Annotated in this window: 13 protein-coding genes; 7 read left to right on the top strand and 6 right to left on the bottom strand. The window is 68.4% G+C overall.

All coding sequences use genetic code 11. The annotated features are described in order from the left end of the window. The 4 genes from ABZ420_RS29085 to ABZ420_RS29070 form a co-directional block, all read right to left on the bottom strand. The coding region (locus ABZ420_RS29085) for an amino acid adenylation domain-containing protein (protein WP_357129223.1) at positions 1 to 1,559 on the bottom strand (1,559 nt) is incomplete at its 3' end. A gap of 442 nt (positions 1,560 to 2,001) precedes the next feature. After that, positions 2,002 to 2,217 carry a hypothetical protein gene (locus tag ABZ420_RS29080; protein WP_357129220.1) on the bottom strand — a complete coding sequence of 72 codons (216 nt, stop codon included), beginning with the start codon at positions 2,215 to 2,217 and terminating at the stop codon, positions 2,002 to 2,004. A 98-nt stretch (positions 2,218 to 2,315) separates the two neighbouring features. After that, entirely contained in the window at positions 2,316 to 3,050 is a 735-nt protein-coding gene (locus ABZ420_RS29075; protein WP_357129217.1) for a cache domain-containing protein, read from the bottom strand. A gap of 3 nt (positions 3,051 to 3,053) precedes the next feature. After that, the gene (locus tag ABZ420_RS29070) at positions 3,054 to 3,800 is read right to left on the bottom strand and encodes a GntR family transcriptional regulator (RefSeq protein ID WP_357129214.1); all 747 of its coding nucleotides are present in this window, start codon (positions 3,798 to 3,800) and stop codon (positions 3,054 to 3,056) included. A gap of 384 nt (positions 3,801 to 4,184) precedes the next feature. Between ABZ420_RS29070 and ABZ420_RS29065 the strand changes: the two genes are divergently transcribed. After that, the gene (locus tag ABZ420_RS29065; RefSeq protein ID WP_357129211.1) at positions 4,185 to 4,451 is read left to right on the top strand and encodes a hypothetical protein; all 267 of its coding nucleotides are present in this window, start codon (positions 4,185 to 4,187) and stop codon (positions 4,449 to 4,451) included. Positions 4,452 to 4,458: 7 nt separating this feature from the next. Here the strand turns inward: ABZ420_RS29065 and ABZ420_RS29060 are convergent, their stop codons facing one another. Together ABZ420_RS29060 and kdgD are read right to left on the bottom strand one after the other, a co-directional pair. Next, complete coding sequence (locus tag ABZ420_RS29060) at positions 4,459 to 6,060, bottom strand: aldehyde dehydrogenase (NADP(+)) (protein WP_357129208.1); 1,602 nt, start codon at positions 6,058 to 6,060, stop codon at positions 4,459 to 4,461. After that, positions 6,060 to 6,974 (bottom strand): 5-dehydro-4-deoxyglucarate dehydratase, encoded by a 915-nt coding sequence (kdgD, locus tag ABZ420_RS29055; protein WP_357129205.1) that lies wholly within the window; start codon positions 6,972 to 6,974, stop codon positions 6,060 to 6,062. The genes ABZ420_RS29060 and kdgD overlap by 1 nt, the downstream gene beginning before the upstream one ends. A 103-nt stretch (positions 6,975 to 7,077) precedes the next feature. On the opposite strand from kdgD, the gene ABZ420_RS29050 reads away from it, so the two are divergent. The 6 genes from ABZ420_RS29050 (at position 7,078) to ABZ420_RS29025 (ending at position 13,152) form a co-directional block, all read left to right on the top strand. After that, on the top strand, positions 7,078 to 8,001 hold the full coding sequence (locus ABZ420_RS29050) for a LysR substrate-binding domain-containing protein (protein WP_357129202.1): 924 nt from the start codon (positions 7,078 to 7,080) through the stop codon (positions 7,999 to 8,001). A 126-nt stretch (positions 8,002 to 8,127) separates the two neighbouring features. Continuing rightward, complete coding sequence (locus ABZ420_RS29045) at positions 8,128 to 9,531, top strand: MFS transporter (protein WP_357129199.1); 1,404 nt, start codon at positions 8,128 to 8,130, stop codon at positions 9,529 to 9,531. Continuing rightward, entirely contained in the window at positions 9,528 to 10,874 is a 1,347-nt protein-coding gene (gene gudD, locus ABZ420_RS29040) for a glucarate dehydratase (protein ID WP_357129196.1), read from the top strand. Before ABZ420_RS29045 ends, gudD begins: the two co-directional genes overlap by 4 nt. A 146-nt stretch (positions 10,875 to 11,020) precedes the next feature. After that, the gene (locus ABZ420_RS29035) at positions 11,021 to 11,581 is read left to right on the top strand and encodes a hypothetical protein (RefSeq protein WP_357129193.1); all 561 of its coding nucleotides are present in this window, start codon (positions 11,021 to 11,023) and stop codon (positions 11,579 to 11,581) included. Beyond that, positions 11,581 to 12,258: a hypothetical protein gene (locus tag ABZ420_RS29030; RefSeq protein WP_357129190.1), complete on the top strand. Its 678-nt coding sequence runs from the start codon at positions 11,581 to 11,583 to the stop codon at positions 12,256 to 12,258. The genes ABZ420_RS29035 and ABZ420_RS29030 overlap by 1 nt, the downstream gene beginning before the upstream one ends. Before the next feature lie 18 nt (positions 12,259 to 12,276). Beyond that, positions 12,277 to 13,152, top strand: coding sequence for a lysophospholipid acyltransferase family protein (locus tag ABZ420_RS29025; RefSeq protein ID WP_357129187.1), 876 nt, complete (start codon positions 12,277 to 12,279; stop codon positions 13,150 to 13,152). The last annotated feature ends 3 nt before the right edge of the window (positions 13,153 to 13,155 follow it).

The following is a 13,155-nucleotide window of genomic DNA, read 5'->3' as shown; positions in this document are numbered from 1 at the left end:
GGCGTCAACGGAATCTCCCCCAACACCATGATCGACGCCGGAATCATGTAAGCAGGCAACGACTCGGAGATGAACTCGACGAGTTCGGTGGTGTCGAAGTCGACCGCGATGCCCGCCGCGTCGACCGTTGCCGCTTCGGGCAGCACGTAGGACACCAGCATGGTGGTCCCGTTCGGTTGCCGTTTGCCCAAGGTCACCGCGAACTCGACATCCGGATGGCGGCTCAGCGCGTCATCGATCTCGCCCAGTTCGACGCGGAAGCCACGAACCTTCACCTGGAAGTCCGAACGTCCCAAGACCTCGATGCCACCCGAACCCAGACGACGCGCCAAATCGCCGGTTCGGTACATGCGCGACCCAGGACTACCGGCCTCACCGCCGAACGGGTTGGCCACGAAGCGTGCCGCGGTGAGACCGCGCCGGTCCAGATAACCCTGCGCCAGCGCGGGACCCGACAGATACAGCTCGCCGATCACGCCGGCCGGAGCCGGGCGCAAGCGGGAATCCAGCACGAACAAGCCGAATCCGGGTATCGCGCCGCCGATGGTGACCGTCTCACCCGGCACGAGCGGCGCGCTGCTGGTCGCGATGACGGTGGCCTCCGTGGGGCCGTAACCGTTGATCATCGCGCGGCCGTCACCGGCCCACCGGTTCACCAGGTGGGGGCCGAACCTGTCGCCGATGACCATGACGACGCGCAGGTCCGTCAGGCCCGCGGGGTCCACCGATTCCAGCGCACCGGGAGTGATGAGCATGTGCGTGACGCGTTCGCGCCGAAGCAGATCGGCGAGTTCGAACCCGCCGAACACCGTCGGCGGCGCGATGACCAGGGTGGATCCGGTGGCGAAGGCGAGCAGCAGTTCCAGCACCGACACGTCGAAGTTCGGCGAGCAGATGTGCATCACCCGCGAGCCTTCCGTGACGTCGTAGCGCTCGCGTTCGGACGCCACCATCGCGCCCAATCCGGAATGGGTGACCACGACACCCTTGGGCCGTCCGGTCGAACCGGAGGTGAAGATGACGTAGGCGGGGTGCTGCTCGGTGAGCAGCCGCACCCGATCGGTGTACGAGACGGGGTGCGCGGGCCACCGCCCGATTCGCTCCTGGTCTTGCGGATCGTCGAGTTCGATCCAGGGGAGGGAGGTGCCGAGCGCCTCGCGGTAGGCGGAAGTGGTCAGGCCGAGCGCTGCTCCGGAATCGGACACCATGTAGGCGATCCGGTCGGGCGGATAGGTGGGATCGATCGGCACATAGGCGGCGCCCGTCTTGGCGATCGCCCACACCGACAGCACCGACTCGAGCGAGCGCCGTATGCCGATGGCCACCACGTCGCCGGGGCCAATTCCTCGGTCGATCAACTCCCGCGCCAGCCGAGACGACGATTCGTCGAGCTGCCGGTAGGTCAGCTGCACGGTGTCGGCGGGATCTCCGGTCGGAGAGAACCGGATCGCCACCGTGTCGGCGGCGGATTCGACCGCGGCGGTGAGCAGTTGCCCGAAGAGAGGAGCGCCGGAGCGGCGACGGCGATTTCCACGCGCAGAACGGCGATCCATCTTCATTCCCGTACTCTCTCCTTCAGGCGGCGCCGGTTCTCACACCGAACACCCTCGATCCGACCCACAACCTCGCTACTTGCTCGCAATGGTGTCGCAGACACACTGGTAGTCCTCTCGTGAGAAGCCCAGAGTGCCTGCCCCCGCCCGGACAGTACACAGCCGGTGACCTGCCTTCGGCACGGCATACGGCAGCGCCGGGCGAATTATGCTGCGTCTCACATCTTTCGCCGACCAGGCGCTCCAGTCCAGTGCCGCCGCACCCCCGCGGCCCTCGACCTGCTTGCGCTCCGGCTCACGATGCCCGGTCTCGGCGGTGCGGGTCCGCTCCGCTTGCTATTCCGAGAATACAAGCGCGGCAATCGATCTCGGTCACATCGATGGCGCATAGGCGGGTCGGCGGTCGCGTCCGGGACGGCTGTATCGAGAGCGGTTGCCGTCCGGGGCATCAGGGGAATGTGCAAGCGGGACCGCCGCCGGAACTGTCGACGTACCCGGCGCGCAGCATGCGCAGCAATCGGCACAGCGCCTGGGTGGCGGACCCGGTCGACGCCGACCCGGTCTCCGCGATGGGCGCCTGCTGTTCGAGCGGCGCGGCGGACGCGGTCGGCGACGGAGCGAGGAGTGTGGCCGTCACGAGGAGGCTCGTGGTGATCGCCTTCATGGGCACGAGTATTCGGCGAACTCCTGCGCGTCGCACGACCCCATTCATCGGGGCGCACCACACGCCGTCCGCGCGATCCCGTTGCGCGGGTGACGCCGCTACCGCTGTCCCAGCGGATACAACGACCAGGCCGTCGCCTCGATCGGCACCGCCGCGGCGGGTCGGTCCATCCGGCTCGTCTTGGATCCTGTGGTGAATTCGGGATCGGTCCCCATGATGACGCGCCCTTCGTTGTTCACCAGCACCACTCGCCGGTCACATGCCCGGAAGCGTGGCAGCAGAATCTCCTCGATCGAGGCGACCGGGACGTCCGCACCGGCGATTCCGAGGAAAGTCCCCGAGGTGATCGTGACCGGTACCGCGAAGGTGCAGACGTACTGATCGGTGCACGCGTAATCGAGACAAGGCCCATGCGCCCGGCGGTGGCCCTGCTCACGCGGAATCGCGAACCATTCCATTCCGGTGTAGTCGTAGAAATATTCGCTGTGGGGATTCAATTCCAGCACCAGGCGTTGCGGCCTGCGCTGTGCGTCCAGCAACCACCACTCCAAGTATCGGGGGCGATCGGAGAGAATGCCGTCGGCCATCACCACGCCCGCGCTTTCGAGCAGCTTCCCGCGCCGCTCTAGTTCGCCCACGATGGTCTCGCGCAGGAGTGCCAAGTCGGCCGATCGGGGGGCGAGCTGTCGTTCTCCGGTCAAGGCTTCCCACAGTGTGGCCAGCTCGGACCCGATGACTCCCAGCGACTGGTAGATCTCTTCGGCCAGCTCCGTGACGGTCGAAGCGAGCGACTCGACGGTCACCGGGGCGGCATCTTCATCGGTATCCCTCATGGATCAACTGAGCTCCAAGCGAAGGGCGACGAGGCGGCGGATACGTGATTCGGTTTGTGATTCTGCCAGTTCTCTCGCCCGGGTATCGTCTTCTCTTTCGATCGCGTCCACCAAATCACGGTGAGCGGTCGCCTCGGCCGCCGGATCCAGTTCCAGGCCGGGCAACCAGAGCAGTGCGGAGAGTTCGGCTTGCAGAGCGACCTGGGCGCGCGTCAATCGGGTGGATTGTGCGCACACCGCCATTTCGATATGAAAGCGGCTGTCGGCCCGGCGCGCCGCAATGGGTTCGCTGCTGCCCTCCAGCCGGTCGGCCAAGGACCGGAGCCGGGCGATATCGGCCCGCAGTCCGCGGCGCGCGGCGAATACCGCGGCCGCGCCGGTGACGGCGAAGTGTTCGTCCCCCAGATCGCGCAATTCCTGGATGCTCATCTGCTGCAACTTCACCAAGGACGTGCTCTCCAAGGCCTCCGCGGCGCCCTGGATGAAACTGCCACCGCCGCGTCCGCGCTTGGTGTGCACGATGCCGCGTTGCCGGAGGACGGCCAGCGCCTCCCGCAGGGTCATCGTAGACACGCCCAATTGGTTGGCCAGTTCGGTCTCACTCGGCAACTGCTGGCCGTCGACCATCAGCCCGAGGCCGATGGCGGCACACAGTCGCTGCACCACGGCCTCGGTTTTCGGACCGCCACCCTCGAGCGGTGACAGCACGGCGCCGAGGGCGGACAATCCGGCGCTCTCCCGCTTGGACAACGCGACTCCTCGGTGGGATGTAGATCGATCCTAGTCAACGAACACTTGAAACATGAAGTCTGAGATTAGAGGTACCGGCCGTCGGATGCCCGGCTCGACACGGGAGCGGACGTACGCGAGCAGCGATAGTTGCGCCCCGGCATTGAACTATGACCTCTAATGTCTTATGTTAAACGCCGTGGAACTGGCCGCGGAGGCGCCCGGACCCACGGGCGTCGCGATCGGAGTTGGATTTCTTCATGTCGGAGAGCCGGAGCAGTCATAGCGAGCGACCACGGTGGCGCGTCCGCCGCCATGGCGGGTCGGCGGCCGAGACGAGGGTGTTACGGCCGGTAGACCATGAGGGCGAGCACGAACGCGGCGCGCGGCGTCAGGGCGTCGGCGATGGATGACGTGCGCCAGACGGAAGTCGACGGTGTGCGGGTGACCTGGCGTTTCGTGCGGCACCATCTGATCGCGATCGTCGCCGTGGACAACACTTGCGATGCGTCGCCCGTCGTCTCCTTCAGTCCCGAGAACTACCCCGACCTCGCGGGGGCACGAGAACTTCTCCCGGAGTTGGCGAGGCTGTGGGACGCGGTGCGCCGGGAGTTCTGGGCGAAACTCATCCCGCCGCTGCCGATGGCGACCGGGCAGCAGGCGTGGGCATGACGCCATCTCAGTCCCGCGTGACGGCCCCGTCCACGCGCCGCCAGATGCCGAGCGGGTTGTCCGCGCGGATCTCATCGGCGAGAAGGTCATCGGGGACGTTCTGGTAGGCGACCGGGCGCAGGAAGCGCTCGATGGCGCGGCTGCCGACGGAGGTGGTCGCGGGCGCGCTGGTCGCGGGGAACGGGCCGCCGTGGACCACCGCGTGGCCGACCTCGACTCCGGTGGGCCAGCCGTCGAAGAGCACCCGGCCCGCGATCAGTTCGAGCTTGCCGAGCAGTGCTCCGGCGAGTTCGCGATCGGACGGCGCGGCGTGCACCGTCGCGGTGAGCTGGCCATCGAGTTCGTCGACCAGTGCGGCGAACTGCTCCTCGCCGGTCACCCGGACGACGATCGAGGCGGGCCCGAATACTTCCTCTTGCAGTTCCCGGTCGGCCAGAAACCGCTCACCGGTGGTGACGAACAGCTGGGGCACGCCGGTGCACACGGCTCCGGCGTCGGTGCCCGTCGCGACCGTGCGTACGGCTTCGGTGGCGGCCAGGCGGCGTACACCGGTGGCGAACGCGGACGCGATGCCCGGGTTCAGCATCGGTGCACCGGAGGCGGCGGTGACCGCCGCGCTCGCCGCATCGACGAAGTCGTCGGCGCCGGGGCCGTCGGCCAGGAAGACCAGGCCGGGGCTCGTGCACAGCTGCCCGACGCCGGTGGTGAGCGAGGCGACGAATTCGGCGCCCAGCCGCGCTCCGCGCTCGGCCAGGGCTCCTGGTAGCACGAACACCGGATTGACGCTCGACATCTCGGCGAAGACCGGGATGGGCACCGGCCGCGCCGCGGCGGCCGCGACGAGCGCGAGCCCGGCCCGCCGCGAGCCGGTGAAGCCGACCGCCCGGATCCGTGGGTCGCGCACCAGCGCCAAGCCGGTGTCCACGCCGCCGTGGATCAGCGAGAAGGTGCCCTCGGGCAGGTCGTGCGCGCGTACGGCCGCGCGCACCGCCCGGCCCACCAGTTCGGAGGTGCCCGGATGCGCGGGGTGCGCCTTGACCACCACGGGCGCGCCCGCCGCCAGGGCAGAGGCGGTGTCGCCACCGGCCACCGAGAAAGCGAGGGGAAAGTTGCTCGCCGCGAACACCGCGACCGGTCCGAGCGGGATCCGGCGTTGCCGCAGATCGGGTTTCGGCAGCGGACTGCGCTGCGGGTCGGGCCGGTCCCAGCGAGCGCCGGTCCAGCTGCCCTCGCGCACCACTTCGGCGAAGAGCCGCAACTGGCCGGTGGTGCGACCGATCTCCGAGCGCACCCGGGCCTCGGGCAGCCCGGTCTCGGCGATCACCCGGTCGACGAGGACATCGCCCAGCGCCTCGATCTCCCGCGCGATGCTGTCCAGAAACGCCGCGCGCGGGCCGAAGCCGGTGTGCCGGTAGGACTCGAAGGCAGCCGCGGCCAGTTCGGCGGCACGGGCGACCGTCGCGTCGTCGGCTTCGCGGTACACCGGGCCGAGGTCCGCGCCGGTCGCCGGGTCGGTCGCGTGGAACGGCCCGGTGGCGCCGGGGACGTCCGTGGCGCCCACCAGGTTGGCGCCGGTCAAAGGCGCGGCATCGGTGCGTGCGGCGGTCATCAGCTCACCTTCTTCACGAGGTCGGCCAGCTCGGCGAGTTCGACGTCGTCGAGGTCGGTCAACGGGCTGCGCACCGGGCCTGCCGGACGCCCGATCACCTTCATGCCCGCTTTGATGATGCTGACCGCATAGCCCTGCTTGCGATTGCGCAGGTCGCAGTAGGGGATCACGAAGTCGTTGAGCGCGGTGCGCACGAACTCGGTGTCGCCGCGGCGCAGCGCCCGGTAGAAGGCGAGCGCGAATTCCGGCAGGAAGTTGTAGATCGCCGAGGAGTAGGTCGTCACGCCGAGGGCCAGGTACGGCAGGGCGAACATCTCCGCGGTCGGCAGGCCGCCCACGTAGGTGAGCCGGTCGCCCAGGGCGGCGTAGATGCGGGTCATCTGCTCGATGTTGCCGATGCCGTCCTTGAATCCGATCAGGTTCGGGCACCGGTCGGCGAGTTCGGCGACGGCGCTCTCGGTGTAGGCGGCATTGGCCCGCGAGTAGATGATCACGCCGAGGTCGGTGGCCGCGCACACCTGCCGGACATGGGCGACCAGTCCTTCCTGGCTCGCCTCGGTGAGATACGGCGGCAGCAGCAGGATTCCGTGCGCACCCGCCCGTTGCGCCGCCCGCGCCATCTCCACCGCGGTGGCCGTGCCGTACCCGGCGGGTGCGATGACCGGCAGTCCCTCCGGCGCTTCGGCTACCGCGGCGGAGACCACCTGCTCCACCTCGGCCGGTGTGAGCGAGAAGAACTCGCCGGTGCCGCCCGCGGCGAAGAGGCCGGACGCGTCGTAACCGCCGAGCCAGGCGATGTTCTCCCGATAGGCGGCCTCGTCGAACGAGCCGTCGGCGCGCAGATGGGTGACCGGAAAGGACAACAGTCCGGAGCCGAGCTTCCGGGCGATGTCCTGCGGTGCGGCAGTGGTCATGGTGGCTCTCCTGTTCGATGGGCCGGCTGAGCCCACCCTAGGAACGATTTATGATTCACGTCCAACACTGTTTGCATATCTTTCAATACAAGGTCGGTATCGAATGTTCACCTTCGTGCAGCTCACCCACTTCGTGGCCGTCGCAGAGGAACTGCACTTCGGGCGCGCGGCGGAGCGGCTGCGGATGACGCAGCCGCCGCTGAGCAGGCAGATCCAGCTGCTGGAGAAGGAGGTGGGCGCGGAACTCTTCGATCGCGCCAATCGCACCGTCCGCCTCACCCGCGCCGGTCAGGCCTTCCTGGTGGACGCACGCCGCCTCTTGCAGCAGGCCGAGCGCGCGGCGCTGGCGGTGCGCCGGGTGTCTGCGGGCACCGGTGGTGTGCTGCGGGTGGGTTTCACCGGCGCCAGCGTGCACTCCGGCCTGCCCCTGGTGCTGTCGACCGCGCGTTCGCTGCTGCCGGATGTCGATGTGGAACTGCGCGAGCTGGTGACGATGGACCAGGTGGAGGCGCTCTCGGAGGGATCGCTGGATCTGGGCATGGTGCGCCCGCCGATCACCCGGCCCGATCTGGCCACCCGCACCTTCGTGCGCGAGGGCTTGATCGCCGCGTTGCCCGGTGGTCATCCGCTGGCCGGCTCGGCCGAGCCCTTGCCGGTCACGGCATTGCACGGCGCGGACATGGTCATGCACGCCCCGGTCGAGGCGCGCTACTTCCACCAACTGGTGACGGGCGTGCTGCACGCCGCGGCGGTGGTGCCGGTGGTGACCCAGTACATGACCCAGGTGCACAGCATCCTCGCCCTGGTCGACCTGGGTTGGGGCGTGGCGCTGGTGCCCGAGTCGGCGGCGGGCATGCGGTTCGAGAACGTCCGGTATCGGCCACTGTCCGGCGTCGCGAAGGTGGTTGAACTCGATCTCGTCTGGCCGCAGGACCACGAGAACCCGGCGCTGGCCCGCCTGCTGGCGGGGCTGGCGCAACAGCGCGAAACGCCGTCCGATACCTTTCCTGTATCGATTCATCCGTAAATGGTGTTGGACGGGAATCGTGCCTGCTCTTTAAGTTCGGTGCTGTGAGGCGAGTCACTCGCCCCGATGATCTCTTTCCCACAGCACCGTGGAGCGCGGTGGTGGTTCGACCGAAAGGAGTGGACGATGTCGTTCACTCGGCAGCCGACTGCGGAACTGGATGCGGCCGTATCGAAATTCTTTCGACGCGTCGTCCCGCTGTTCATCGTCATGCTGATCTGCAATCAGATAAACCGATCCAATATCGGCTACGCCCGCGAGTATCTCGAAGCGGACGTCGGCATCGGCGCCGCCGCGTACGGGTTCGGCGCGGGCGTGTTCTTCATCGCCTACGCGCTGTTCGAATTGCCGAGCAACGTGATGATGGAAAAGTTCGGGGCACGGATCTGGCTCACTCGGATCATGGTCAGCTGGGGGCTGATCTCCGCGGCGATGATGGTCGTGCAGAACGCCACGATGTTCTACGTCCTGCGCTTCCTGCTCGGTGCCGCGGAGGCGGGATTCTTCCCAGCGGTGATCTTCTACCTGGCCAAATGGCTGCCCAATAGCCACCGCGGCCGCGCCACCGCACTGTTCGTCGCCGGGTCGTCGATCGCGGCCGCGATCTCCGGGCCGCTGTCCGGTCCGTTGCTCTCGCTCGACGGCGGCGCGGGGCTGCACGGCTGGCAATGGATGTTCGGTCTCGAGGGAATGGTCTCGGTGATCGTCGGCTGTATCGCCTTCTTCTTTCTGGATTCCCGGATCGAAGACGCGAAATGGCTGACCGCGGGGGAGCGGAAAGCGCTGAGCGAAACCATCGCCGACGAAGAGATCGACAAGGCCGTCAATTCGGGTGTCGCGCACAAAGCGTCGCGCTGGCGGATGCTCGCCGATCCGAAGCTGCTGCTCTTCTGCTGGATCTACTTCGCCATCCAGCTCTCCATCTACGCCAATACCTTCTGGCTGCCCTCGATCGTCCGCCGCATCGACGGCGTGAACGACATCACCGTCGGCCTGCTCGCCTCCCTGCCGTGGATCTGCGCCGTGGTCGCCATGTACGTCTCGGCCCGGATCGGTGACCGCACCGGCAACCGGCGGCCGCTGCTGATCATCGCGCTGCTCACCGCGGCGGTCGGCACCTATCTGGCCGCGATCACATCGCCGTGGCTCGCCCTGGTGTTCCTGTGCGTGGCGGCGATGGGCTTCAAGAGCGCGAGCCCGCTGTTCTGGTCCATCCCGCAGTCGGGACTGCACCCGCTGGTCCTGGCGCCGGCCATCGCCATCATCAACTCCCTCGGAAACCTCGGCGGCTTCGTCGCGCCGTACGGCTTCGGTCTGGTGAAGTCGGCCACCGGCGAGGTGACCTGGGGTTTGTACGCGCTGGCCGCCGCCTCCGTGCTCGCCGCGGCCTCGGTGCTGCTGCTGCGTGGTGCGCGCCCCACCGCCGACGACGCCGGTTTCCCCGCCGATCCCACCGGCGACGCCGCCGATCGCGCATCGGTCGACTTCCCGAACGCCCTTGCCGCTACCACCTCGGAGAATCGGTCATGACATCCTCGCCGCGCACTCCTCGCGTCACCGGCATGCGCGTTGTGCCGATCGCGGGCCACGACAGCATGCTGCTCAACCTCAGCGGCGCGCACGCGCCCTACTTCACCCGCAACCTGGTGATCCTCACCGATTCCGAGGGACGCACCGGGGTGGGTGAGGTGCCCGGCGGTGAACGCATCCGTGCCACACTCACCGACGCCAGTGAATTGGTGCTCGGCCGCTCCATCGGCGACTACCACGCCGTGCTCGGCGACATCCGCCGCACCTTCGCCGGTCGCGACGCGGGTGGGCGCGGCAGTCAGACGTTCGATCTGCGGGTCACCGTGCACGCCGTCACCGCCGTGGAATCCGCGTTGCTGGACCTGCTCGGACAGCACCTGGAGGTGCCGGTGGCCGCGCTGCTCGGCGACGGCGTGCAGCGCACCGCGGTGCCGGTGCTCGGTTACCTGTTCTTCGTCGGCGACCGCACCCGCACCGACCTGCCCTATAGGTCAGGCGCCGACGAGCCCGCGGGCGCCGATACCTGGCAGCGGCTGCGGCACGAGGCGGCGCTCACTCCGGACGAGGTGGTCGCGCTCGCCCGCGCCGCCCGCGAGCGCTACGGCTTCCGGGACTTCAAACTCAAGGGCGGGGTCCTGGCCGGGCGGGAGGAAGCCGCAGCCGTCCGCGCGCTCGCCGAGGAGTTCCCGGACGCGCGGATCACCCTGGACCCCAACGGCGGGTGGCTGCTGAGCGAGGCCGTGGAACTGTGCCGCGGACTCACCGATGTTCTCGCCTACGCCGAAGACCCGGTGGGCCCGGAGGGTTCCTACTCCGGTCGAGAGGTGATGGCGGAATTCAAGCGGGCGACCGGTCTGCCCACCGCCACCAACATGATCGCCACCGACTGGCGCGAACTCGGCCACACCGTGCGCGCGGGCGCGGTCGACATCCCGCTCGCCGACCCGCATTTCTGGACCATGGCGGGCTCGGTCCGCGTCGCCCAGTTGTGCGACGCGTGGGGCCTGACCTGGGGCTCGCACTCCAACAACCATTTCGATGTCTCCCTGGCGATGTTCACTCACGTCGCCGCTGCCGCTCCCGGCACCATCACCGCCATCGACACCCATTGGATCTGGCAGGACGGCCAGCGCATCACCCGCGACCCCTATCGCATCGCCGACGGCATGCTCACCTTGCCCGCGCGCCCGGGACTCGGCGTCGACCTCGATGACGAGCGGATCGCCGCCGCCAACGAGCTCTACCACCGGGCCGGCCTCGGCGATCGCGACGACGCCGCGACCATGCAGTACCTCGTGCCGGGCTGGCGCTTCGACAGCAAGCGACCGGCGCTGGTGCGCTGAACTCGTCGCAGGGCCGCTCGGACACCGGATGTGAGGGGGTGTCCGAGCGGCCCTGCCGCGTCCGTCGAATCCCCTTGACGAACATGTGTTTGGAACCACGGCGAGGAGGCATTACCCCAGCGGACAAGCTCGACAAGGAGGTTCGGATGTCGGCTGGAGCATGGGCAATCATTGTCGTCATCGCCATTGTCGTCGTCGTGGCCATCATCGCCTTGCTGGTGTGGCCCGCGCTGCGCAGGCAGCGACTACGGCGCCGGTTCGGCCCGGAATACGATCGGACGGTCGAGGAACTCGAGGACCGCAAGACCGCCGAGCGGGAACTCGCCGAGCGCGAGCGCAGGCACTCGCAGTTGCGGTTACGCGATCTCTCGGACGACGAGAAACGGGTCTATTCCACCCGCTGGGTAGAGGTGCAGGAACGATTCATCGACGACCCCGCCGGGGCGCTGACCGAAGCCGACCGCCTCGTCACCACGATCATGTCAGAGCGCGGCTATCCCACGGAGAACTACGAGCAGCAGCTGGCGGATCTCTCCGTGGAGCACGCCGAGCCGCTGGGCCATTATCGCGCCGCGCACGATATCGCGACTCGGCCCGCGGGCGCCGCGGTGTCCACCGAGGATCGTCGCACGGCCATCGTGCACTACCGGGAACTGTTCGAAGACCTGGTCGGAGTGACCGATCAGGGGAAGAAGGACGTGAAATAATGAGTACCGAGTCCGAACGGCGGCCCTACAGCGTCGAGGCGGAAGGGGAGTCGGCGACAGCGGGGGAAACCCGCGCCGAGTCGCAGTACGACAGATCCGGCGAGGCCGAGCGTCGTCACGAAGCAGGCACGGTGGGCGAATCCCCGGCAACGCGGCCCGACGCCGAGCGGTCGGCGAACCCTGATCTGATCGACGAGGCCGGAGGCGCACGGACCACCGACGTCGCGGCCGAGCCGAATCGGCCCGGCCCCGTGGCCCAGGAAGCGGACGCCACCCACGCCGAACACACCGGCCTCGGCGACGATGCCGAGCGCGGCGGCACTGGGACGGCCGAACAAGCCGCTTCACGCGACTCGGGTACCGGCTCGGGCGTCACGCCGACCGCGGTCCCCGCAGCCGAAGACCAGCCCGCGCCGCTGTTCGCCGACACCGACCTCGATCGCCTGCGCACCCAGTGGCGGGAGGCCCAGGTGACCTTCGTCGACGATCCGAGCGACGCCGTCGCCCGTGCGGACACACTGCTCAGCGACATCATCGACCAGATCACCGCCACCTACCAGCAGCGCAAACGCGAACTGGACGAGCGGCGCGGCGACACGTCCGACACCGAGGGGCTGCGACAGGCGCTGCGCGGGTACCGGGCGTTCTTCGACCAGCTGCTCTCGATCGGCGGCTAGTCACGGAAGTCGTTGCCCATGAGTGTCTTCCGACTGGCCGGCGGAACGGTCGATCACGCGACGAACTGGGTCGCCCGGCAAGTGAAAGCGCGGGTTCCCACCGCGGACCCCTCCGACCGTGACCCGAAGTTCATCGCGGACACCATGGGCCTCGGCTGGCTGTTGGTGCGCCTCTACTTCCGGGCGGAGGTGCGCGGCCTGGAGCGGATTCCCGAGCAGGGGCCGGTGTTGCTGGTGAGCAACCACTCGGGCGGGAACGTCTCGCCGGAGGTGCTGGTGACGACCCTGGCCTTCGTCCGCCGTTTCGGCCCGCACCGGCCCTTCTTCCAGCTCGCCCACGACATGGTGATGGCCTACCCGGTGATCGGCTCGTTGCTGCGCCGCTTCGGCACGGTGAACGCCGACCCGGGCAACGCCGAGCAGGCGCTGCGCGACGGCGCCGCGGTGCTGGTCTACCCCGGGGGCGACTGGGAGGTGCACCGTCCGACCTGGGAGGAGGACCGCGTCGACTTCGCCGGTCGCACCGGTTTTCTCCGCCTGGCCTGGAACGAGCGGGTTCCGATCGTGCCGGTGGTGAACATCGGTGCGCAGCAGACCCAGCTGGTGCTCACCCGCGGGGACCGGATCGCGCGCCTGTTGCGGCTGGACCGCATGCTGCGGCTGAAGGTGTTCCCCATTTCGATCGCTCTTCCGTGGGGGCTCGACGTGGGTGACCTCGCCGGGCATCTGCCGTTGCCCAGCAAGATCACCGTCGAGTTCCTGGACCCGATCGATCTGCGGACGGTGTCGGGTCCCGAGCTCGATCCCAAGGCGGCCTACCAGCACGTCACTGGGATCATGCAAGAGGCGCTGACCAGGCTGGACGAGGAACGCAACCTGCCGATTGTCGGCTGAACG

Origin of the sequence: Nocardia sp. NPDC005745 (assembly GCF_040630775.1) — a bacterium.
Lineage (GTDB): Bacteria > Actinomycetota > Actinomycetes > Mycobacteriales > Mycobacteriaceae > Nocardia.
Note: the sequence above shows the minus strand (reverse complement) of the source record. Positions and strands in the feature narration are given on the sequence as shown.